We start from the raw sequence: 21840 nt of genomic DNA, 5'->3' as shown, positions 1-21840 counted from the left end.
GATCAAATTGAAATTCTGTCAGATACCAATTTCGATATTCTTTGGAAAGAGGATAACAGCATTGAAACAAGACTATCTAAATGTAGATTATGATGGATAAAATCCTACAGCGGGCACCGACTAACGAAAAGGAGTTTTTTTAGCTTATCGTTATTGGTACAGGAAATTGTACTATTTTCTGTATCAGAAGACCCAATGTTCGAATCTGGCCGAAGATGTCGTCCAGCAGACTTTTCTAATTGTTTGGGAACGCAAGAATCATGCGAATCAGCAAATCCAATTCAGTACCCAGCTCTTTCAGATTGCATGAACAAAATTAATTGATGAGTTGCGGCGGCGTGCTTTGAATAGAAAATATGTAGAGTTTGAGAAACCTTTTGTACTGACCCAATATGAAGATCTTGAACGACAAATTGCCTATAAAGGAGAGTTAGAATACGTAAAAGAGCTGATTACACAAATGCCTTTTATGCGGCAACAGGTCTTTTATCTCCATAAAATTGAGGAATTGAGTTATAAAGAAATTGCCGTCAAATTGTCTATCTCCCCGAAGACGGTAGAAAACCACGTTAGCATTGGTCTGAAATTTATTAAAAAATTTTTTAAGTTGTCTTAGGGGACAAGCCCATCACTATTCGTATAACAGTTATATACCTATCCCGCTAAAAGGATAGAAACTGTTATGAATCGCAAATCCTTATTAAATAAATTCCTGGCGAATGAATGTTCTGCTGAGGAAGCGAAACTTGTCTTCAAATGGCTGAATGATGATCCGACCTTATTGGATGATTTCATTTCAGAAGATGACTGGGTTTCCTATATCAATCAGGAAAATAAGTCAAAACGTGGTGGTGATAGCCTGTTGAGAATCATTACTGTATTCATACTGTTTGGTTTCCTGTTCATCTTAACCAATCTTTTGAGCACATCAACTGATGAACCTTTACAAACAGCGAGTTTCATTCATGAAATTTACTACAACCCTTCTGCTCAGCCTAAAGAAATTGTTGCAGCGGACCATTCGATTTTAACCTTGGAACCCGGGGCACTGATTCAGCTGGGCATAAAACCGGATCTTGATTTTAGACGGGTTAAATTATTCAGTGGAAGGGTCAGTTTTAAAGTAGCGAAAGATCCTTCAAAACCTTTCATCGTCGAAAGCGGTACGTTGATGACCAACTGCGCTGGGAACAGAATTCATCGTGGATTATAATGCGGCAGTTGAACATGCGAATGGCAGGGACAAACGCATATTGGAGCAGTACTGGCAGCGGCATGTTCAGGAGAAAGAAAACTGAGCTTTAGGAGGCAAGGCCAGCAGCTGAGGCAGGTTGCTGCATTGCACCACACACTTTGCGCCGGGTTTCATTGCGCAGCCCGCCTCGCCGCCGCACGCAGGCAAATATTTGTACCTCATATACGCCTGCCTTCCCTACGTATTATAGAAAGAAGGGCACTGCACCGCCATTACAAACGTAGCTACGCAGGAAAACCGTCAAGGGTGTATAAACAACGGCTATCACCGTTGCCCTTGACAATTCCCTGCTTCCAACTCTGGTTGTTTAAGCGTTGCAATGGTCAGGAGTGTTTATATTCTATCGGAAGGAAATTCGTTAGCACTTTAAGATGAACTAATTACTTAGGTATCATTTCTGATATACTTTAAATCTGGCTACTAATTTCTATAAATTGCGGTATGCGAAGACTCCTGTTAATGATGGTAAGCGGGATCTCCGGGATCAAATGTTCGTATGCCCTGGTAAGCCCGTACACGAGGATCGTGGTTATAGTAATGTAGATCAGTTCAGACCTGACCTTGTTGAACAGATACTTAAAAGGGGGACGTTTGTTCAATAACATTGTTGTACCTCCTGAAAAATATTTATCGTCACTTTTTTACATCGATTTCAATACAATATTAGTTGTCCGGATCATCTGCTTCCAGGTTATATTTCTTAAAGAGCTCGCGGGCGATGAGTTTCACGTTCCAGGCGAGTTCATCCGAGTTGCAGCGCTTCATGGTTAATGGCAGTTTTACGCCGTCTTCACATGCTGTTAATATCAAGGTAAATGATCCCTGCCCGGTGACCTGGTCATCTCCATGCAGCTCCTCAAATACCTGAGCAGCGAAATCCTTTTCTGTGCCAAGTTCCAGAGAACCTATCGTTTCCATTCCGAAAAGCGTGTTCAGTTCGAGACTGATATGATAGCTGCCTGCCATGCCGATCAAACTCCTTTGATAAAGCGGGATATAAAACGAGCTGCCCTTTCGGACAGCCCGTAAACTCCGGAGAATTCAACCTTATTTGATCTCGATCTGACGGGTCACCGATTTGGCCTCTTCTTTCTTAGGCACATTGATCTTCAGAACGCCGTCGGTATAGCTTGCTTCGATGCGGCTGTCGTCCGCACTGTCAGGCAAGGTGAAAGAACGCACGAAAGAACTATAGCTGTATTCGCGCTTATTGTATTTCTTACTGTTCTCGGTGTTCTCGCTGCGTTGTTCTACAGAAATGTTCAGCACCTGATGATCGATATTGATTTTGAAATCATCCTTCTTCAGGCCAGGAGCGGCAAGTTCGATATGGTATTCATCAGGGGTTTCGCTGATGTTAGCCGCAGGTACACGGGTCACCATACGGTCCGATAAGAAAGAATCATTAAAAAAAGATTCAAAGATGTCGTTAAAGCCTGGCATTAACGCATTTTGTTTTCGATCTGAATTAAATTTAACCAATGACATAACTTATTTCCTTTCTTAAACAATTAATGAATCAATTAAACTTAAGAACCGAAGTTCTGTGAACGATTAGTCAAGCAGCATGCCAATCCGAAATGGTTGTACAAAAAATGTTTAAAAAACAGCAATTATGCTATATTTTAACTGTTTCGCATGGCTTTTTCAATAGCAAAATAACAGCTTTAGGCCATTTGAAACTGAATTTTTTTCATCCTGTCTGACAACTTTACATAGTTAAATAACGCAACTAACGATCATCAACAAAAACAAAATACGAGACAGGCTTTTACGGTTATGGCTCAAGCAGCGCCTCGGGTTTTTAGAAACTACGGCAGCATGCTGTTAGGAAAATTGTACCCTGCGGCCTCTTATCCTATCCTTCTTTTTCAAGTTGTTTCTTTCCCCAGTTATGAAGATGCTCTATAAAGGGCATCAACTCCAGGCCGGTTTCGCTCAATGAATATTCCACTTTAGGCGGCACTTCGTGATACATTTTCCGGATGATGAGCTTGTCCTCTTCCAGCTCTCTCAAAGTTTGCGTAAGCATCTTGGTAGTGATATCAGGGAGGGTTCTGCTCAACTCTCCATACCGCAATACCGGTCGCATGCCCAGATGCCAGAGAATGCGACCTTTATATTTCCCGCCGATGCGTTTAAAAGCATATTCAACTCCACATTTTTGTATACACTCAGGAATTTCTGCATTTTTTTTCATGTTAATTTATTTACAACATTTTGATAATCAATAATACATACTTTTTGGTAGGTAAGATACAGATAAGTACATACTTGACAAAAGTATTGGAAAAATTTAATATTGTCCACATCAAACAGCAGAAAAATGGAATTAAAATCACAAAACAAATCAGGCTTAATGAAGGCGATCCGTCAGCACGAGTTTGGTGGTCCTGAAGTTCTCCTTTATGAGGACGCTCCGATACCTATGCTTAAGCAGGGCGAAGTGCTCATTCGGGTTCACGCGGTTGGTCTCAATCCGCCCGACTGGTACCTGCGTGACGGGTTTAAATCGCTTCCTCCTGAGTGGAGGCCAAAGGGGAACTTCCCGCTTATTCTGGGAACAGATGTATCGGGTGTGGTAGAGGCGGTGGCTGATGATGTTAGGGACTTCGCCGTCGGGGACGAAGTTTACTCGATGGTTCGTTTTCCGGAGGGTCTCTCTGTAGAAAGTGGTGCCTATGCCGAATACATCACCGCGCCCGCATCGCAGGTAGCGCTTAAGCCGGCCGCTATCGATCATATCCATGCGGCCGCTGCTCCTATGTCTCTGCTCACCGCCTGGCAATTCATGATTGAACAGGGGCATAATGTACCCAATCCGCTTCAGCCGAAGCAACATGAACCGGTGCCGCTTGAGGGCAAAAAAGTACTCATCAATGGTGCGGCCGGCGGTGTCGGCCACTTTGCCCTGCAACTCGCCAAATGGAAAGGGGCCTACGTGATCGTGGTGGCATCTGGTAAGCATGAAGTACTTTTGCGTGATCTTGGCGCTGACGAATTCATTGATTATATCAAGACCGTACCCGAGGATGAGGTGCGTGGCGTTGATCTGGTCATCGACTCGGTTGGCGGCCCAACGACTAGTCGTTTTTTACGTACGCTCAGGCGGGGCGGCGCACTCTTTCCCATTTTCGGGCTCGGCGCGTCCGGTGGAGCAGAGGCTGAGCAGCTTGGTGTGACGATGTCCACCACCCAGGTCCGTTCGAATGGTGCGCAATTGGCAGAAGTAGCCAAATTACTTGACAACGGTACGATACGCGTCGTCATTGATAGTGTTTTCCCGCTTGCCGATGCCCGAAAAGCCCACGAAAGAGCTGCTCAGGGAAGTATCCAGGGTAAGATTGTGCTCACCGTGGCCTAGAAAGATAAAGGCTCGCTAGGTTGGGGTCAAAGCACTACAGCGAGTCCCATTAAAAGGCTATCCATTACAGATAGCCTTTTCTAATTCTAATCGGTATAAGACCCTAAAAAACTTATTTATTTTATAACGACCATGAAGGATCTTGAACAATTAAAAGACAGGCTATTGATAAAGGAGCTCGTAGACAGGGTTTCAATTTTGGGCGACAGAAAGGATTTTAACGCGCAGGTCCAGCTATTTTCGGAAGATGCGTTGTCAGAAACTTTTGCCGGCGGAACTTCTATCTTAAAACTGCGGTGCCGGAAGGAAATGGCAGCAGCGTTTGGTAATTTCCTTAAGGATTACGAAACTGTTTACCATTTTAACGGACAGCACATTATAAGCATAGATGGCGATAAGGCCTCAGGAACATGTTACTGTACCATTACTTTGATTGGCACAGAGAACAGCAAAAGAATTAAAACCACCATTGGGGCGGTTTACCAGGATGATTATGTACGTGATGGTAACCGCTGGCTTATTGCTGAGCGAACAGGAACTTTTAACTGGCAGGATAAATCTGAGGTTTATCAATGATCAAGCAAAACATCTAATTAGCGTTAAGAAGCAAAGCCGGCTTAATCCACCATAATTTATGGAAGTTTACAGTAAGAGAATGAAAACTGAAAATAGCTTTATAGATAGACTGAGATAGGGTACTGATGATTTTGACTCACTACGATGATGTCCTGTGAGGTGTTAAGAGGCTGCTTGTTCGGCAGCCTCTCTAATATCAAAAACAGTTGGCAATTACTTCTGCACGAATGCCTCAAGATTTTCTGCCATTGGCTCAACTGTGTCCACTGCGTCTGTAATGGTCATCTCCGTAATGAATTCCTCTTTAGGGGTGCGTACCTTTTTCATATTGACTAACCAGTCGTTTTCTCCATCCCGGTAACCCAATGGTAGGATCACCGTACTTTTGTAACCGGTACCCTTTAACTTTAAAAGCTCGTCCAGTCTTTCTGGTATAAAGCCTTCCATAGGCGTGGCATCAACCTTTTGTTCTGCTGCTGCCGCAATCGCGATTGCAAATGAGATGTAACTCTGTTTTGCCGCATGATGCGCCTGCCATTCCGTTCCTGATTTTTCATAAAGGTCCATAATTGTCTCTTTATAGGCATTCATCGTACTGTGCGGCAGCCCGCGTTCGTCCATGATATAGTTGAATACTTTCGAAATACGTTCATCGTCATAATGATCCCATGCGGCAAACACCAGTAAGTGGGAGCAATCGGTGATTTGGCTTTGGTTATAAGCGACACCTTTGATCTTCTCCAGTAATGCTTTGTCAGAAATGACGATTATTTTGTATTGCTGAAGACCTGAAGAGGATGGCGCCATCCGGGCGGCTTCAAGGATATAATTAATTTTTTCCTCCGGAACCCTGGTTCCGTTCATCTTTTTGGTGGCATAGCGCCATTGTAAATCATTAAGTAAACTCATATTTTATTTTTGAGTAAAGGTAGCGCGATCGCTGTTATATTGTAACTTTGTGACAAAAAGTAACTGTGACATTGAGGTAACCTATGTGACAAAAAAGTATCCATATAAATTTATGGAAAAGGAAATTGAAACTAAATCACGGTTTATAGACAGTGAGTGTGCTAAAAAGATACGGGCAATAGATGACACGATGGATATCTTAAGCGGCAAATGGAAAATATCGATACTCTCACGCCTTGGCTATAAGCCGATGCGGTATTCGGAACTTCTAAGAGATATCAATGGCATTGCAGGGAAGGTACTTAGCCGGGAATTAAAAGATCTTGAAACAAACGGTCTGGTTAAAAGGGAGGTATCTCAAACACAACCGCTGTCTGTAACCTACGATGTAACGCCTTATGGAATGACGCTGAAGAGCCTGACTGACAGTATTGCGGAATGGGGATTGCAACACAGGAAACGCATCATTGACTCGCACAAGCAAGACCGGTAATTGAATTTACAGATGAAAAGGAAACTCATTTATTAATAACCCAGTCGTATAGAAAGCTTTCTCGTACACATTTTAAAAATGAGAATGGAGTGGACATAGATATCGGGCTTTGCCGGAGCGGCTGGTGTGATCAAAGGCCGACTTGATGCGACCTCTGATCACACCGGCTATTCCGGCGAACTACTTCTATTCGGCTCAAATTTAAGGAGGCTAAGTTGTAACGCCCTGAAGCAACAATCAGTTTGATAATGAATGACGTTTAAAAAAATCGTTGGCATCCTTCAACCTGAAGGCCAGAAGACCATTAAAAATACCGGTGAATATAAAGGCCGTTGCCGTCCAGGTCAATGGTCACGGCACCCAATACAGGGTTGAAGAATACCTGCGCCGCAAACAATATCGTTAGGACGCCGGCAGTGATCAAACCAGGCGGAATGCCGGGTAGAGTTGGAAAAGAAAGCCGCAGGCAAACCATGTACCACTTCTTTCCCCTCGAAAAATTGACAGTTCAAATGAAAATTCGGCAGCAATAAGCCGTTAACGCATCTCATGTTTTTCGTTTTTTCTGATTCCTGACGCAGGGCACCGGCTTTGTCTTGCGCCAAAAACAAGCGGTTACAACACCGGAATTGAAGAAAGGAGCGTATGGTGGTTGACCACCCTGTTCAGGGCCAAATTGACTACTGAGTTAGATTGAAACCTTCGGCTTTATGGTAAAAAAAGGGTAAAAATAACCCTATATAAGGCTCTGTCAGTGCCCATTTCCCTGTATCACAAATCATAACTTCACTTTCAATGCCTCGAAGGTAAAAACTGAAAACAGGTAACGGAATAGGTATAGAAATGCTGGTTCCTCCGCAAAATGGTCCTAGCCCAAGTTCACATGCCGACTTTTTTGAATCTCTTTATATCGTGGAAGGTGAGATTGAAGTACACTCTTAGGCCTACGTATATACCGCCGCGAAAGGCGCTTTCGTACTCATTCCCAAGGGCGGCGCTGTGCATTACTCCAAAAATGTGAGCGATGCTGTAGCTAAGTTGCTCCGTACTGTAGTGCCAGCAGGTTTAGAAGATTTTTTTAGAGATTGGGCAGCCAGTAGCCGCACGAGAATTTCCGCCTCCAACGAATGCGGAAGCGATTAAACGCATTCAGGATATTGCCCGCTCACATGGGCAAACATTGTATTCACCCGATTTTTTAGACGGCAAATAGGATAGTTTCGTCTTCGCTTAATAGCTTTTAGGGATGGTGCAATGGTTTAGTGATTACCTAGGCGTTTTATCCTTATCTATCCAAAACAGTACTTCATAATCACGTTGATTAGGCGTTTTGGTTACGACTTCACGGGAAAGCTTTATTTCACCTTGGTAAGCGTGTCCATGCTTTTTCTTTGCCAGGCTGCTATATCAATCAACAAAGGGCAAAGGGTTTTTCCAAAATCAGTGAGCGTATATTCTACCCGGGGAGGCAGCTCCCTGTACTGTTTCCTGCTGATCAGGCCATCGGCTTCGAGCTCTCTCAATTGATTAGTTAACACCTTTTTTGAAATAGAGGGTACCCTAACCTGGATTTCGCCAAAACGTCTGGTATTTTTTGAAAGTATATATAAAATCGGCAGCTTCCATCGCCCTCCGAATAAGGCTATCGTCGCTGTAACAGGACAGTCATCATGTTCTAATTCCTTTTCCATTAGTCACTTTTAGGTTACCGCTTTTTGTCTTGTTACCCGCAGCAAGGGTAATTTTTCAAAATCAAATTTGTTTCTTTACCTGACAAAAATAATTAATCTAAAAACAAAAAAATATGATCTTAGTAACCGGTGCAACAGGAAATTTAGGTAAAGCCACCATCGATTCATTATTAAACAGGGGTATAGCCCCAAACAACATTACTGCGTTAGTCAGAGATGAAAGCAAGGCGGCAGAATTAAAATCAAAAGGACTTCAAATCAAACTTGGCGACTATCAGGATTTGGAGTCTTTAAAAAGTGCGTTTCGGGGCGTCGACAAGCTGCTGCTGGTGTCTTCTTCATCAGATATAGGCAAAAGGTTTGAGCAGCACAAAAATGCGATCAATGCGGCGAATGAATCTGGTGTTGGCCATATTATTTATACGAGCTTTGACATGAAGAATTTACAGCAAAGTATCATGGGTGGAGAGGTTCGATATCATGCATATACAGCTGATTATTTAAGACAAACAGGTATCCCCTACACTTTAATGAACAACACAATGTATGCTGACATGATTCCCTTCCTTGTAGGAAAGGATATATTGAATAATGGAATCTCTATCCCTGCAGGAGATGGCAAAACTCCCTTTTTACCAATAAGCGAAATGGCTGAAGCAAATGCTGTTGTATTGACTACTCCGGGTCATGAAAACAAAGAATATATCATCGCCTCAGAAACCGCCTTTTCCTTCGCAGAGATTGCTGACCTGCTATCAGACATTTCCGGAAAAACATTAGCTTATCACCAGCCGGACGTAAGTGCATATGTTGCACAGCTTATACAGGCCGGTCTTTCTGAAGATGATGCAGCGTACATTGCAAGGTTCTGTGGAGCGATTGCTAGAGGTGAATTTGATACGAATAAAAGCGATGTGAAGCGACTACTAGGGAGGAGCCCGGTCAGCCTAAAAGAATTTCTGCAAAATATATACAGTTAATTGGTAGAAGCAAATCCTTTGTGGAAGTGCCGGTTATAGAACCGCTCCCGCATAATAATATGCTTATATATGGAGGCAGAGGCACTGTCCAAATCCAATTGATTTCGCATAACTCTAGGCAGGGAGTTAACGTCATCTTTGTTGATTCAGGCCGTGGAATTCCGGATGTGGAACTTGCGATGGAGCAGGGGTACTCAACCGGCAAAACGCTTTGCATCGGGTTTCCCGGCGCAAAGAGATTTTCAGATCGGTCCGAGATAAACAGCGAATTAGGGAAAGGGACCACCGTCAAGATCACAAAGTGGCGGTAGAAAACTAAACTCAGAAAGTTTTAGCCAGCAGGCTGATCTTCGATAAGTTTACTAAATTGCCTCTTCTTAGCCGCAACTTGGCGGATATGTGATAAAGTTTAGGAAAAGTCCCTTGCAGCGTCATTTGGCTATCTCACGCGCTGAAGTTGCCCAGGTTTATCATGTGTTACCCAATACCGCTTGGTGGTTGGATTTCAGTTCAATGGCCCAAACCGAAGCTCCGGCAGGGACAATCGTCTGCCTATATTCCAAGACGTGGGGTGCACGGTTATAAGAACAATTGTTAACCGGGGTGATACTAAGCGTTACGGTATCCCCCCTTTAAAGTTCAAAAAACAGTGGAAAAAAACTCAGCAGCAAAAGGATTCACACTCGAACAAATAAAGGCAGCTCATGCCAAAGTAAAAAGCGGCGCCGACTTCCACGCTACATTCACGAAATCAAAGCGCTTGGATTGAAAATTATAACTATAGCGTCACTGACGGTACAGTTACGTACTAAGGTGAAAGCGGATACCAGATAGCTGCGCCAGCCGTTTATGAGCCTAAGCCCATCAACCCGGATGCTTCTCCGGAGAAATTACGTTATATTATTGCGATTCACCAGAAAGGCCAAACTGATTTTTCGACGTTTTGCGAGCAAGCGGCAAAGCACGTGTAAAACAGATTGAAATATATGCAGAATAAAAACTAATAAATTACACAAAACGAAAAACTCAAATCTAGTTCAACTCACGGAAAGACAAAGAAAGTGTTAGACCCATGTTAGACCTAACAAAAAAGGACTTAAGATTTTAGATCATAAGTCCTTGATAATCAAGTCGGGATGGCAGGATTTGAACCTACGACCTCCAGCACCCCATGCTGGCGCGATACCGGGCTACGCTACATCCCGTTTATTCTGATCGAACGGCCGCTATGAATAGGACCATGATTAAGAATAATTTTTGGTAGCGCTAAAATAATAATTATTGACAAAAAATAAAATATAATTACGAAAAAGCGCCATTCGATTTTTAGAATGGCGCTTTGTGTACTACGAGATGCTGCTTAGAACTTATAACCGACCATAATGCCGATTGTTTTATTTTTTGCATCTAAGGTTTTGTCTACACTCGTAAAACCGTGGCTATAATAAGCATCTAAGGTGAGGTGACTGATGTCTACACCAATACCCACACGACCATCAAATGAAAATTTCTTATAATCGGTATTTGCACTCGACTTGACTGTTTTAACATCATAGTTTAACTGAGGGCCCAATAGTCCCCGGAGGTTGAAGTCGCCATTTTCCAAAAATTTATACCCTACTTGAAGGGGAAGATTGATCTGATAAAATTTAGGCGTTTTCTGTCCGTTTTCGAAGTTATATGCTTTGCGTAAAAGACTGGCACCGATTCCAGGCTGAAAGAATACACGATCTCCAATACGTGCAAATCCTGCAACTGATACGCCAACTTTGCCGTTATTATCTTTGACAGACTTATTGCCAAAGGAACTCATATGATAATTGCTTCCGACTTGCAGCCCATACGTGATGTCCTGTGCCTGTGTAGTACCTGTTAATCCCAATAATGTCAATCTCAGCAGGGCTACTTTGAATGTTGTTTTCATTGTCAAATTATTTTTGTTATCAATTGTATATTGTTCTTTCCTTTATGACAACGGAAAAACTGTATACCCTTAGAAAAAAAATATTTTATAAAATAGATGACTTACCTTTAGTGATAACAATAGCTTTTCTATACTTCTTCTCGGGTGAATCCCATTTTTCAGATGGGAAATGGACTGTGCTTGTTGTCGTATTGATATGAAAAGATTTCAGAATAGGTTCGACTTAGGGATTTGCGATCACCTGATTCAGGTCATTGAAGCTGATAAAAAAATGAAAAATTTGTAAGGGTAACAGTCTATTAGGATGTCTTACTAATAGAGCGGATTATTTAAACAATAGAATTGATCAATGTCGGAAAATAAAGAAAAGAATTTTGAGCAGCTTTTTCGCACACATTACAAGGAGTTACATCGTTATGCCTATCGATATCTAGGTGATAGTGATGTGGCGGAAGAGGTTGTGCAACAGGTGTTTTTGCGGCTTTGGGAACGCGATTGGGAGGAGCAGATACATACTTCATTAAAAGCTTATTTATATCGGGCTATTTATAATGAAAGTATGAATGTGCTAAAAAAGGAGCAACGAAAGCTAAAATATCAATCACATGAGCAGCATAAACAGGATTTTGCGCCTGCAGTTGATGAAAGTACACGGGATTTGGACGAAAGGCTCCAGATTGCCTTGGCGGAATTACCCGAAAAAAGTCGGACGGTTTTTGAGTTAAGCCGTTTTCAGGAAATGAAGTATAAGGATATCGCAGTAACCTTGGATCTGTCGATAAAGACTGTTGAGGGACATATGAGTAAGGCGCTGCGACATTTGCGTATTGAACTTGTGGATTATTTAACATTGATTATTTGCTTTCTTATCTATAGGCTATGAATAAGGAACTGTTAGAAAAATATATCGTTGGTGAGACCAACGAGGTAGAGAATACCATGATAAAAAATTGGTTGGAAGAAGATGCCAACAATAAGGAGGAATACATAAAAATGAAAAAAATCTGGGATAGTTTGCCGAAACCCCTAGATGTTCCTGATGTGGATGTGGATAAGGCTTGGGCTGACTTCAAAGTGGTACGAGATAAAAGAGCGTCAGAAGCTGCGTCGTTACCCCAAAAAATGACTCCTGTGAAGCAATGGAGCTGGTGGCTCGCCGCGAGTATCTTGATACTCTGTGCAGTAGGATTCTATGTATTTGATCAGTCGCATCGTGAAGAAATGTTTCTTTCGAGCAGGGATCAAGTGCGCCAAGATTCCCTTCCTGATGGCTCGGTTGTTACACTAAATAAAAATACATCGCTGGCTTATTCAAGTCGTTGGACCAATAAAAATAGAAACGTGACCCTGGAAAGAGGGGAAGTGTTTTTCCAGGTTCACAAGGATAAAAAGCACCCCTTTGTCATTGAAACGGGTAAAACCAAAATCACGGTATTGGGCACAAGTTTTAATGTGCGACGGATACCCGATGCGACGGAAGTTATTGTTGCTACAGGATTGGTCAAAGTGGGGTATGCAAATAAGGAAGTCTTTTGCGGCCACAACAAATGATTACGATCCGGGACAGGGATACGATAAAAGTAGGAAAGGAACCTGTCAAAGATCAGTTTTATAAATACTATGTTGATCGTGTGTTTGATTTTCAGAATACCCCATTGAAACGTGTTGTCGAGGTGCTCAATCAAGCTTATGACTATACGATTATTATAGATCATTCTCCTGATCAGAAATTGTTATTGACAGCAAAATTCGAACAAAATAGTTTAACTGAAATTTTGAAAGTCATTTCTAGCACATTTGGATTAAAAGTCCATGTGAAAGATAGGGAGATTCATCTGACGAGATGAGCCAACAAATAGATATATTTTCGGAACAAAATTGTATATAAAAACAACATGATACTATTTTTTATAAAAAGGATAGAGCTTTACCTCTTCATTTTAATGCTGTGTTCGTTCCATTCGGGACGAGCACAGCAAAAGCTTGCTGTAGAGATTCAGATGCCTGTTTTTGCGGAGACCACAGTAGGTGAAATCTTTCAGCTTTTGAAAGAGAAGGAAGATGTATTGTTCTCCTTCAATGGAAATATCCTACAGACAGTGTTATTCATACCAAGCCTTTTAAAGGAAATTTGTACGATTATCTAGATGGGATTTTGGGAAAGGAATATTCTTTTAAAGAACTGGGCAGACATATTATCATTCAATATACACCACAACGGATGTCGGTAGATTTTGAAGTACAAACACCCACTAAGAATAAAGTGGTTATAACAGGTTATATCAAGAATATTCGAACCAACCGCCCGATTTCCAATGCGAGTATCTTTGATCGAAATGCTTTACTGTCTACATTGACGGATCAAAACGGCTACTTTGAACTAGATGTAAAGAAAAGGAGTAATCTCATTGCTGTGAATGTGAGTAAGGAGGCTTTTCGGGATACCAGTGTTATGGTGATTTTTCCGATTAGAAGCGAAAATTGGAGATAAGAAAACGCGTGATTATGGCTATTTTGAGGGTTATGAAGAAGATCATGGTCTTTATCGATCGTTTTTGGGGACGGGGTGTTTCTCTCGCCTGCCCAGAAGATCCAAAGTATGAATTTAGGTGGAATGTTTTTGTATAGTCCTTACCAAATTTCGATGACACCGGGATTAAGTACGCATGGTTTTATACGCTCGCAAATTGTGAATAAATTTTCCATCAATATCATTGGTGGATCTACGGCGGGCGTAAAAGGTATGGAGCTCGGTGGCGTATTTAATATGAATCAATATGATATGCAGGGTATGCAGATGGCTGGGGTGTTCAATGCGGTGGGCGGAAATGTGCGTGGGTGCAGCTCGCCGGTGTAGGAAACCGTGTTTTCGGAGAAATGAAAGGTTTGCAAATGGCAGGTGTTTTTAATGGCGTAGGTGGAAATGTAAGTGGGGTACAGATCGCTGGTGTGGGAAACCATGTTGTCGGGCAAGTAAAAGGTCTACAAATAGCGGGTGTTTTCAACAAAGCAGATACGGTGAGAGGAGTTCAGATTGCCGGAGTTGTAAATTTGACGAAAGATGCTTCTGGAACGGTACAGCTTGCCAGTATACTTAATCATAGCGAATCGACTGTTGGAAATCAAATTGCAGGCCTCGCCAATAAAGCAAAAAAAGTAAAAGGAATTCAATTGGCCGGTATCGTCAATATCGCGGATAGCAGCGATTATCCCATTGGTCTGCTCAATTTTATTAAAAATGGCGAGAAAAGTCTTTCAATAGCAATTAATGAAGATAGCTACCTCGGACTGCAATTTCGTTCAGGTGGTCGTGTACTTTATAGCCTATTATCGATCAATGTGGCACTTGAAGGTAATCGACCTGATAAATATGCCTTTGAAGCTGGGTTAGGAGCTGTAGTGCTCAATGGGTCTAAATTCAGTCTCCGCACTGAAATAACAGCGCGTAATCTTTTGACCGAGAAATTTAAAATGCTGGATAACCATCAGTCCTCGCTGCGGATAATTCCAGCCTTTAAATTAAGTGACCGTATATCTATATTTGTTGCTCCCAGTTTGAACTATGCGGAGCGAGATGAAAATACAATTTCTGGCGGTAGTACGGTATGGAAAGCTTGGCGAAGAGACCGAACACGAAATACATTTTATGGCGGTGGAATGGCAGGGCTGATGTTAAAATTATAAAACTGAAAACTATTTGTTAATAGTGTTGTTCTATAGATAGCTTTTAAACATTTAACATTTTACGTAAACGCCCAATATCAATTTGATAGCGGGCGTTTATCTTTGTATAGCTGATTGGAGAACAGTGTTTAAGCGACTGTCGCAGTCTTTAATACATTACGGTAAGGATAAGAATGGAAGATGTGTCTGCGGGCAAATCGACCTAAAGAATCTGCGTTGACAAATTTAATATAGTCATTCCGCTGAACACCAAAATATTCATATTGACTACCATCGTGAAAAGTGACTGTCAATATTTGTCCTTTCCAGTCAATATCCTGAATACCAGAATTGGTAATTGTCTCCGTGTAGATTGGTAACTGTTGCTCTAATGTTTCCGGACAAATGCTTACCAGAAAATGGTATGCTTCGATCATTTCAACACTTTTTTGCTCTGCAGCCAAACGACCTTCTTCATCATTGACAAATTTATCGGGATGACATTCTTTCATGATTGTCCGGTAAGTAGATTTTAGGGTTTTCAGATCCACAGATTTATCTACATTAAGTAACTTCCGGTAGTCGGCAATTTTTTTCATGGCGGCAAAGATATGCTTAATAATCAGATTATTCGCTATGAAATAAGAAATTTTCTTATTTCTTCAACAAGGTTTTTACATAGAGTTGCTCGACCTTCTCTCTTGCCCAAGGTGTTTTCCTTAAGAAAGTTAGGGATGATTTGACACTCGGATTTTCATTGAAGCAACGGATGGATATGCGTTGTCCCAACTCTTCCCAGCCATAATACTCCACTAAATATTCAATAATGGTGTCGAGTCTTTTTCCGTGTAATGGATTATTAATTTGTTCTTGCATGTCGTAAAGATAATAATCTTCAAATTATGGATTATGCTAATTTCTATGGTTTGAATGAAAATGGAACAGAACTTAGTGTGTATTAATATTCATTAAGTTGTGTGGCCAGCTTTTCTAGATCTAAATTGAGCTGTTCGTCCCAAATTGCTCCCGTAGCATCCAGTTTTCCTTTGACTCCTTGTATGAGTAGATTTCTTTTTTCGTCAATTTGAGCTCCTAATCCCTGCAGGATACGCTGTAGTTCGACATGCGCTGTTTCGCCTTGCGCAGCAGCAGTAATGATACTAACGGGCTTATCGGTGAAAACCGTCGTTGCGGCGCACCATTCAAGTAGATTTTTTAATCCACTGGGTACACTGAAAATATATTCAGGGCTGCTGATCAATACTAAATCGGCGTCATTGATTACCTGGCGAAGTGCAATAATTTCAATAGGTGGATGAGATTGGCTCTCCTCTGGATCAAAATGAGGCAGTTCTTTAAGACGATCAAATAGGGTGAAATGGATATCGGCATTGATCTCCTGTTGGAGGTGATTTACAATATGATGATTGGATGAATGTGCACTGGCGCTACCAACAATGGCAAAAATAGTTTTCATGTGAGTTTAAATCTAATCAACGGCTGTATACTGCTGCTGAGTTTTTACTTTTTATATTCTTAATTTAGGAACTAAATTACACTATTCAATTCAAACGATTGACTTTGTTCTTCGCTTCAATGTAATTTTTCGTTTCTTTCTCCTTTTACCGATTAAGTTTATACTTTTGGAACTGAGGACTTATATTAGCCTTTTTTCGGATTATATGCTTTATTATGAGAAATAAAATGGGGTACCGCTTATTGTGGGAACGTATTCGTACTGGAGACGAAACGGCTTTCTTTGACCTATATGCGGCACTCTATCAAGAGCTTGTCAATTTTGGAATACGTACATGTGGCGATAGTGACCTGGCAAGTGAAGCAACCGATCAGGTATTTGTGAAAATTTGGGAAAAACGAGAACAGCTTGACCGGGTCGAAAATGTACAGTCCTATCTCATTACTTTTTTAAAAAGACGTATTCTGCGTTTGCTGGAGAAACAACATAAAATAAATACAGCCCTTCAACATGTAAAAGCTGAAGATGATTGGGTGGAGATGCCCTATGAGGAGTTTGTCATCAAAGTACAGACGAATGAAATCATACAGATCCGTTTGAAAGAAGCACTGGAGAAGTTATCATTTCGTCAAAAACAGCTGGTGAATCTCAAGTTCTTTGAGGGATATTCGTATGAAAAAATCTCAGAAATTACACAAATGTCTGTAAAGACAGCCTATAATACGCTTTACGATGCTTTGAAAATCCTACGGGAAGAGTTAAAAGATATTTAAGTTTAACCTGTTGTGGTTCCTTTGCAGATCCAATAATCGTTTAGCATGCGCTGAAAACTATTACAGAATGCTATTCTTGTATTCTTTATTTAAAATAAAAATCTGAATTTCAGTGTTTTATGAAATATTTTAAATTTTCTTTAGGCAAAAGAACGTCTTTTGGGCACTATAGAGTAAATACCCAAAAGAATGAGCCAAAAAGATTATAAACAGTTAGAAGATTTTTTGATTGACGATACTTTTCAAAAGTATTGTTCGGGAGAAGATAAAAACTGTATTCTGTACTGGCAACAATATAGCCTGAACCATCCAGAACAAGCGGAGACGATTCTGAAAGCCAAACGCCTCTATCAACTCTTGGTTGGCAATCGTCGACCTGTGAATGAGCAATTGGAAAAATTGAAGACAGATCTGCAGAATGTTCCAGTGGAGCATCAGGCATCCTTTCGGTTTAACTGGCCCAAATGGGCAGCCATTGCCGCTGTACTTGTTGCATTGGTATCGGGCGGAGTTTGGTATTATGCTCAACCCGGTAAAGTTGATTCCTCATTGCCAATAAGCGCAATCGGCCAAGTATATCAAACAAAAAATGGGGAGAAAAAGACCTTCGAATTAAGTGATGGAAGTACAGTAACGCTAAATTCTGCGAGTAAATTAGAGTTGTCCGCAGATTTCAATCAGGAATTGCGTGTGGTGCGGCTTGCTGGTGAAGGCTATTTTCAGGTAGCAAAGAATAAGGAGAAACCTTTTGTGGTACAGGCAGCTGATTTTGATATCAAGGTACTGGGGACAACATTCAATGTAAAGAGTTATTCTGATGAACCTACAGCAGAAGCATTGCTAGTGGAAGGTTCTATTGAGATGACGAGCAAAGGGCAGCGTGAAAATTCTGTTGTCATAAAACCGAATCAAAAAATCACGATCTTTAAGAATCAAACTGAAGTAGCAATCGCTCGTAAAACCAATAAACCAAACGTGAGCAAATTACCGATTAAGGAAATTGCCATAGAGAATATCCCTACAATAGAATCCAATACAGCTGAAATACCAGACATTGCGTGGCGTGAAAATAGATTAGAAATCGTGGACCAAGATTTTGAATCACTTCGTAGAACACTGGAACGTTGGTATGATGTGGATATACAAATCCAAAATGATCAATTAAAACAATATCGCTTTACGGCAACCTTCAGCAAGGAAGGTATTGTTCAGGTATTAAGTGCTTTACAGGAAGTTGAACCTTTTAAATTTAATGTATATGGGAAAAAAATAACTATATCAGAAAAGTAAAAAGGATGGTGGACCAACACCATCCTTCATTGAAAAAATGATTAACCAAAAGCAGCAACATTGGGGCGTGCTGCTTAATATTAATTTTAACCAACACTAAAATATGATTAAAAATTGCTTATTGCAAATGCGCAATGGATATATTGTGCATTTTAGATTCATTATCCGGATGAAACTAGCCTTAATTATGACTACGTGTGCTGTTATGAATGTTTCGGCAAATGTATTTTCCCAACAAAAAGTCTCCTTGGATGTCCAAAAAACAAAACTGAGCAAGGTACTTAAAATGATCGAAGAGCAAAGTGATTATTACTTTGTCTATAATTCGACGAACGAAAATTTAAATAAAGAAGTGTCAGTCAATGCGAATAATACCAAGGTATTGGATGTATTGGCTAAGCTTTTCAATAAAAGTGGATTGGTTTACTCCGTTTCTAAGGAAGGTCTTGTGGTTGTCAGTCAACAACAGCAGGTAGCTGTCGCAGGTGTCGTCACGGACGATAAGGGCAATCCCTTAGCTGGTGCCACGGTACGTGTTAAGGGAACCGCGGTGGGGCGGGCAACAGATATCAATGGACGTTTTACGATCGATGCCGCAACTGGAAACACCTTAATTATTTCTTTTGCAGGTTACACTTCGCAAGAAGTGGCCGTAACCAAAGAGGGTGATCTGAAAATTGTTTTATTGGAAGACAATCGGATGCTCAATGAGGTTGTTGTGACGGCATTGGGTATGAAGAAAGAGAAACGCTCGTTGGGGTATTCTGTTACGCAGGTTGCCGGTGAATCACTAACCACAGCCCGTGAAAATAATGTGATGAATTCACTCGTAGGAAAGGTGGCCGGATTGGATATCAGTTCTACATCTGGTGGGGCTGGAGCTGCGTCCAATGTGACCATTCGTGGGGTATCAAGTTTGAACCAAACAAATCAGCCATTATACGTAATCAATGGTATCCCCATGGAAAGTAAACCAGTAGGAATTGGAAATGCTAATTCCAAGGGAAACTCAGGAAGCCAATGGGATAATGCACCCGATCTTGGTGATGCGATCGGCAATATCAACCCAGACGATATTGAAAGTATTTCGGTTCTAAAAGGTGCGGCAGCATCAGCATTATATGGCTCAAGAGCGAAAGCTGGTGTTATCCTCATTACGACAAAATCAGGTAAAGGTAATTCGATCGATTTCAATAGTAACCTTGTTGCCGAGCAGATCATTGACAACACCAATTGGCAAACAGTGTATGGTCAGGGGGCGAACGGTGAGAAGCCAACAACCCAAGCAGGAGCGGCCCAAGTGGGCGGATCGAGCTGGGGAGCTAAATTGGACGGTTCTCCCGTAGTCCAATTTGACGGTGTATCAAGACCATATTCATTACAAAAAGGGAATTTAGATAGGTTTTATCGTACGGGTTCAACATGGACAAATACGCTGGCATTAAATAAATCATTTGATGGCGGATCTATCCGTCTGTCGGGAACAGATGTCAATAACAGGTCTGTTGTTCCAAATTCGGGACTGAAAAGACAGTCGTTTAATTTGGTCGGACTTTTTGAACCACTCAAAGGTTTGACGATTGATGCGCGTTACAACATGATTTTGGAGCAGGTCAAAAATCGTCCAATGGTTTCTGACGGTGCAGGAAACGCCAATTACAACGTTATGTTTTTGCCATCGAGCATTAATGTCAATGATTTGAAGCCATGGAAGGATGGCAATGGAAAAGAGATACTCTATAATTCAGGCAATGTGTATGCGACCAACCCTTGGTTTGCTGCAAATGAGTTTATCAATAACACCAATCGTGACCGCTCCATAGCCTCTGTTACGGCTAAATATACGATGGGCAACGGTTTGTTTGTTCAAGGAAGAGCGGGACGGGATGGCTATACTGATCATTATAAAAATGTATTGCCTTCTGGTACGGGTTATTATGAAAATGGTAAAATCGCTGAACAAGAAACCAAATTTGCGGATATTAATACGGATGTTTTGGTTGGTAAGTCATTCACTTTCGGAGATTATACCCTGACGCCTAATCTCGGAGCGAGTTACAGAAATACTAAAATCAGACAAACGACAAATTTGGGTACCGACTTCGCGATATTCGGTGTTTACAATATTTTGAATGCAAAAAATAAATCGGTAGCGTATCTCGAAAGCGAATCGGAGACACAGTCTACTTACGGTACCTTAGAATTTGCTTATAAAGATGTCGCCTATCTGACAGGTAGTTTGCGCTCTGACTGGTTTTCTACGCTAGCAACTCCGGGAGTGGATAATAAATTGAACTCGGTTTATCCAGCAGTTTCGGGATCATTTATCTTTTCAGAATATCTAAAGCCATCGTGGTTGAGTTTTGGAAAGTTGAGGGCAGGTTTTGCTCAGGTAGGGCAGGCAACAGATCCTTATCAAACCTTGCTAACCTATAATTTTAGAAGCGAGGTACTCAACGGTCAACCGTTAGGGGTTATTAACAATGTGAATATCCCGAACTCTTCCTTGAAAGCTTCTACAGCAACAGAGTTGGAAATTGGAACGGAGTTGCGTCTTTTTAATGATCGTGTAAACTTGGATCTAACCTGGTATAACAAGAAGTCGAAAGATGAGATTTCTTTTATCACAACCCCTTCAGCAAGCGGGTACGCCGGTGCCGTACTCAATGCCGGAAAGATGCAAAATAAGGGGTTTGAAGCGTTGATTTCTGCTACTGTTGTTAAAACCGAAGATTTTAAATGGGTATCCTCATTGAATGGTTCTTACAACGACAATAAAGTGATTTCATTGGCTGAAGGAATGGACGAACAGACGGTAGCAACGTCCCGTTCGGGCGTAGGTTACTTAATGAATAAAGTTGGTATGCCTGCTTTTCAGATCATGGCTTTCGATTATAAGTATGATAGCAATGGCGAGATCGTAAAATTGGCTGACGGTTCTCCTGACCGGGGTGAGTTAAAGTCTTATGGTTCAGCTATGAATAAATGGTTTGCAGGTTGGAACAATGAATTTAACTACAAAAGGTTTAATTTCTCTTTCTTGATTGATGGAAAGTGGGGTGGAAAGCTTTTCTCAGGAACAGACTACTACGGTTACATTTTTGGATTGCATCAGGAAACTGTGGCAGATCGTGAAAGCTTGGGTAGAACGGCCTCTACTTATTATACCAATACAGCGAATAATGTATCCAAGATATTTGTAAACAGCGCTGATTTTGTAAAGTTGAGACAGGTCGTTATGGGGTATACTTTCCCTTCCAACTTATTCAATAACAAAGTTAAGTCAATTACGGTAAGTGCTGTAGCGCGCAATCTCTGGACGATCATGAAGAAAACAAATAACATTGATCCAGAATCGAGCTATAATGCAACTTTCCCGGGTTTAGAACTCGGCGGTGTTCCAGCAGTGCGTACTTACGGTGTTAATTTAAGTGTTAAATTCTAA

At 41.3% G+C, this 21840-nt stretch carries 25 protein-coding genes, 1 tRNA gene and 2 pseudogenes; 18 read left to right on the top strand and 10 right to left on the bottom strand.

From position 1 onward, the window contains the following. Positions 1 to 157: 157 nt before the first annotated feature. The 3 genes and pseudogenes from DTA23_RS30240 to DTA23_RS07405 all read left to right on the top strand — a co-directional run. Positions 158 to 310, top strand: a pseudogene (locus tag DTA23_RS30240) (RNA polymerase sigma factor); the annotation flags it as partial. Positions 311 to 343: 33 nt separating this feature from the next. Next, a complete protein-coding gene (locus DTA23_RS07410; protein ID WP_139145030.1) occupies positions 344 to 616 on the top strand; it encodes a sigma factor-like helix-turn-helix DNA-binding protein in 273 nt (90 codons plus the stop codon). A gap of 66 nt (positions 617 to 682) precedes the next feature. Then, positions 683 to 1213: a FecR domain-containing protein gene (locus DTA23_RS07405; RefSeq protein ID WP_070567372.1), complete on the top strand. Its 531-nt coding sequence runs from the start codon at positions 683 to 685 to the stop codon at positions 1211 to 1213. A gap of 705 nt (positions 1214 to 1918) precedes the next feature. On the opposite strand, the gene DTA23_RS07400 is transcribed toward DTA23_RS07405, so the two are convergent. The 3 genes from DTA23_RS07400 to DTA23_RS07390 all read right to left on the bottom strand — a co-directional run bounded on the left by DTA23_RS07400 (position 1919) and on the right by DTA23_RS07390 (position 3455). Then, a complete protein-coding gene (locus DTA23_RS07400; RefSeq protein WP_218565309.1) occupies positions 1919 to 2230 on the bottom strand; it encodes a hypothetical protein in 312 nt (103 codons plus the stop codon). A gap of 72 nt (positions 2231 to 2302) precedes the next feature. Continuing rightward, the gene (locus tag DTA23_RS07395) at positions 2303 to 2743 is read right to left on the bottom strand and encodes an Hsp20/alpha crystallin family protein (protein WP_070567368.1); all 441 of its coding nucleotides are present in this window, start codon (positions 2741 to 2743) and stop codon (positions 2303 to 2305) included. Between the two features lie 370 nt (positions 2744 to 3113). Beyond that, positions 3114 to 3455 (bottom strand): winged helix-turn-helix transcriptional regulator, encoded by a 342-nt coding sequence (locus tag DTA23_RS07390; protein ID WP_070567366.1) that lies wholly within the window; start codon positions 3453 to 3455, stop codon positions 3114 to 3116. Between the two features lie 126 nt (positions 3456 to 3581). Between DTA23_RS07390 and DTA23_RS07385 the strand changes: the two genes are divergently transcribed. Both DTA23_RS07385 and DTA23_RS07380 read left to right on the top strand, forming a co-directional pair. Next, on the top strand, positions 3582 to 4619 hold the full coding sequence (locus tag DTA23_RS07385; RefSeq protein ID WP_201303494.1) for an NADP-dependent oxidoreductase: 1038 nt from the start codon (positions 3582 to 3584) through the stop codon (positions 4617 to 4619). A gap of 132 nt (positions 4620 to 4751) precedes the next feature. Next, positions 4752 to 5195: a nuclear transport factor 2 family protein gene (locus tag DTA23_RS07380; RefSeq protein ID WP_070567364.1), complete on the top strand. Its 444-nt coding sequence runs from the start codon at positions 4752 to 4754 to the stop codon at positions 5193 to 5195. A gap of 213 nt (positions 5196 to 5408) precedes the next feature. Here the strand turns inward: DTA23_RS07380 and DTA23_RS07375 are convergent, their stop codons facing one another. Further along, on the bottom strand, positions 5409 to 6104 hold the full coding sequence (locus DTA23_RS07375; protein WP_070567362.1) for a nitroreductase family protein: 696 nt from the start codon (positions 6102 to 6104) through the stop codon (positions 5409 to 5411). A gap of 49 nt (positions 6105 to 6153) precedes the next feature. Here DTA23_RS07375 and DTA23_RS07370 point away from each other — a divergent pair, with 49 nt between their 5' ends. Then, positions 6154 to 6597, top strand: a complete 444-nt coding sequence (locus tag DTA23_RS07370) for a winged helix-turn-helix transcriptional regulator (protein WP_239468724.1) — start codon at positions 6154 to 6156, stop codon at positions 6595 to 6597. A gap of 1355 nt (positions 6598 to 7952) precedes the next feature. Here the strand turns inward: DTA23_RS07370 and DTA23_RS07365 are convergent. Beyond that, positions 7953 to 8288, bottom strand: coding sequence for a winged helix-turn-helix transcriptional regulator (locus DTA23_RS07365; protein ID WP_070567360.1), 336 nt, complete (start codon positions 8286 to 8288; stop codon positions 7953 to 7955). A 113-nt stretch (positions 8289 to 8401) separates the two neighbouring features. Here DTA23_RS07365 and DTA23_RS07360 point away from each other — a divergent pair, with 113 nt between their 5' ends. Together DTA23_RS07360 and DTA23_RS30235 are read left to right on the top strand one after the other, a co-directional pair. Then, the gene (locus DTA23_RS07360; RefSeq protein ID WP_070567358.1) at positions 8402 to 9268 is read left to right on the top strand and encodes an SDR family oxidoreductase; all 867 of its coding nucleotides are present in this window, start codon (positions 8402 to 8404) and stop codon (positions 9266 to 9268) included. Positions 9269 to 10095: 827 nt separating this feature from the next. Next, positions 10096 to 10239: pseudogene (locus DTA23_RS30235) on the top strand (DUF1398 family protein); the annotation flags it as partial. A gap of 160 nt (positions 10240 to 10399) precedes the next feature. On the opposite strand, the gene DTA23_RS07345 reads toward DTA23_RS30235, so the two are convergent. Together DTA23_RS07345 and DTA23_RS07340 are read right to left on the bottom strand one after the other, a co-directional pair. Next, a tRNA-Pro gene (locus tag DTA23_RS07345) sits at positions 10400 to 10473 on the bottom strand. Between the two features lie 155 nt (positions 10474 to 10628). Further along, positions 10629 to 11192 carry a porin family protein gene (locus tag DTA23_RS07340; RefSeq protein WP_070567354.1) on the bottom strand — a complete coding sequence of 188 codons (564 nt, stop codon included), beginning with the start codon at positions 11190 to 11192 and terminating at the stop codon, positions 10629 to 10631. A gap of 349 nt (positions 11193 to 11541) precedes the next feature. On the opposite strand from DTA23_RS07340, the gene DTA23_RS07335 reads away from it, so the two are divergent. From DTA23_RS07335 to DTA23_RS07305, 7 genes are all read left to right on the top strand, one after another. Further along, a complete protein-coding gene (locus tag DTA23_RS07335) occupies positions 11542 to 12075 on the top strand; it encodes an RNA polymerase sigma-70 factor (RefSeq protein ID WP_070567352.1) in 534 nt (177 codons plus the stop codon). Next, positions 12072 to 12743, top strand: coding sequence for a FecR family protein (locus tag DTA23_RS07330; RefSeq protein ID WP_112374264.1), 672 nt, complete (start codon positions 12072 to 12074; stop codon positions 12741 to 12743). Before DTA23_RS07335 ends, DTA23_RS07330 begins: the two co-directional genes overlap by 4 nt. Continuing rightward, positions 12740 to 13039 (top strand): DUF4974 domain-containing protein, encoded by a 300-nt coding sequence (locus DTA23_RS07325; RefSeq protein ID WP_112374263.1) that lies wholly within the window; start codon positions 12740 to 12742, stop codon positions 13037 to 13039. Before DTA23_RS07330 ends, DTA23_RS07325 begins: the two co-directional genes overlap by 4 nt. A gap of 48 nt (positions 13040 to 13087) precedes the next feature. Further along, on the top strand, positions 13088 to 13339 hold the full coding sequence (locus DTA23_RS07320) for a hypothetical protein (RefSeq protein WP_070567348.1): 252 nt from the start codon (positions 13088 to 13090) through the stop codon (positions 13337 to 13339). Further along, a complete protein-coding gene (locus tag DTA23_RS07315; protein ID WP_112374262.1) occupies positions 13324 to 13683 on the top strand; it encodes a peptidase associated/transthyretin-like domain-containing protein in 360 nt (119 codons plus the stop codon). The genes DTA23_RS07320 and DTA23_RS07315 overlap by 16 nt, the downstream gene beginning before the upstream one ends. A gap of 108 nt (positions 13684 to 13791) precedes the next feature. Beyond that, positions 13792 to 14049, top strand: a complete 258-nt coding sequence (locus tag DTA23_RS07310; protein ID WP_146753028.1) for a hypothetical protein — start codon at positions 13792 to 13794, stop codon at positions 14047 to 14049. A 35-nt stretch (positions 14050 to 14084) separates the two neighbouring features. Continuing rightward, a complete protein-coding gene (locus DTA23_RS07305) occupies positions 14085 to 14876 on the top strand; it encodes a hypothetical protein (RefSeq protein WP_146753027.1) in 792 nt (263 codons plus the stop codon). Between the two features lie 128 nt (positions 14877 to 15004). Here DTA23_RS07305 and DTA23_RS07300 read toward each other — a convergent pair whose 3' ends face one another. From DTA23_RS07300 to DTA23_RS07290, 3 genes are all read right to left on the bottom strand, one after another. After that, positions 15005 to 15454, bottom strand: a complete 450-nt coding sequence (locus DTA23_RS07300) for a KTSC domain-containing protein (protein ID WP_070567345.1) — start codon at positions 15452 to 15454, stop codon at positions 15005 to 15007. A 55-nt stretch (positions 15455 to 15509) separates the two neighbouring features. Then, complete coding sequence (locus DTA23_RS07295; protein WP_046674232.1) at positions 15510 to 15731, bottom strand: VF530 family protein; 222 nt, start codon at positions 15729 to 15731, stop codon at positions 15510 to 15512. A gap of 82 nt (positions 15732 to 15813) precedes the next feature. Continuing rightward, positions 15814 to 16332 (bottom strand): NADPH-dependent FMN reductase, encoded by a 519-nt coding sequence (locus DTA23_RS07290; RefSeq protein ID WP_070567343.1) that lies wholly within the window; start codon positions 16330 to 16332, stop codon positions 15814 to 15816. 215 nt (positions 16333 to 16547) lie between these two features. Between DTA23_RS07290 and DTA23_RS07285 the strand changes: the two genes are divergently transcribed. The 3 genes from DTA23_RS07285 to DTA23_RS07275 all read left to right on the top strand — a co-directional run bounded on the left by DTA23_RS07285 (position 16548) and on the right by DTA23_RS07275 (position 21840). Next, entirely contained in the window at positions 16548 to 17105 is a 558-nt protein-coding gene (locus DTA23_RS07285) for an RNA polymerase sigma factor (RefSeq protein ID WP_046674230.1), read from the top strand. A gap of 189 nt (positions 17106 to 17294) precedes the next feature. Continuing rightward, a complete protein-coding gene (locus tag DTA23_RS07280) occupies positions 17295 to 18395 on the top strand; it encodes a FecR family protein (RefSeq protein WP_070567341.1) in 1101 nt (366 codons plus the stop codon). A 169-nt stretch (positions 18396 to 18564) separates the two neighbouring features. Beyond that, positions 18565 to 21840 (top strand): SusC/RagA family TonB-linked outer membrane protein, encoded by a 3276-nt coding sequence (locus DTA23_RS07275; protein WP_239468723.1) that lies wholly within the window; start codon positions 18565 to 18567, stop codon positions 21838 to 21840.

It is taken from the genome of Sphingobacterium multivorum (assembly GCF_900457465.1).
Classification (GTDB): domain Bacteria; phylum Bacteroidota; class Bacteroidia; order Sphingobacteriales; family Sphingobacteriaceae; genus Sphingobacterium; species Sphingobacterium multivorum.
Note: the sequence above shows the minus strand (reverse complement) of the source record. Positions and strands in the feature narration are given on the sequence as shown.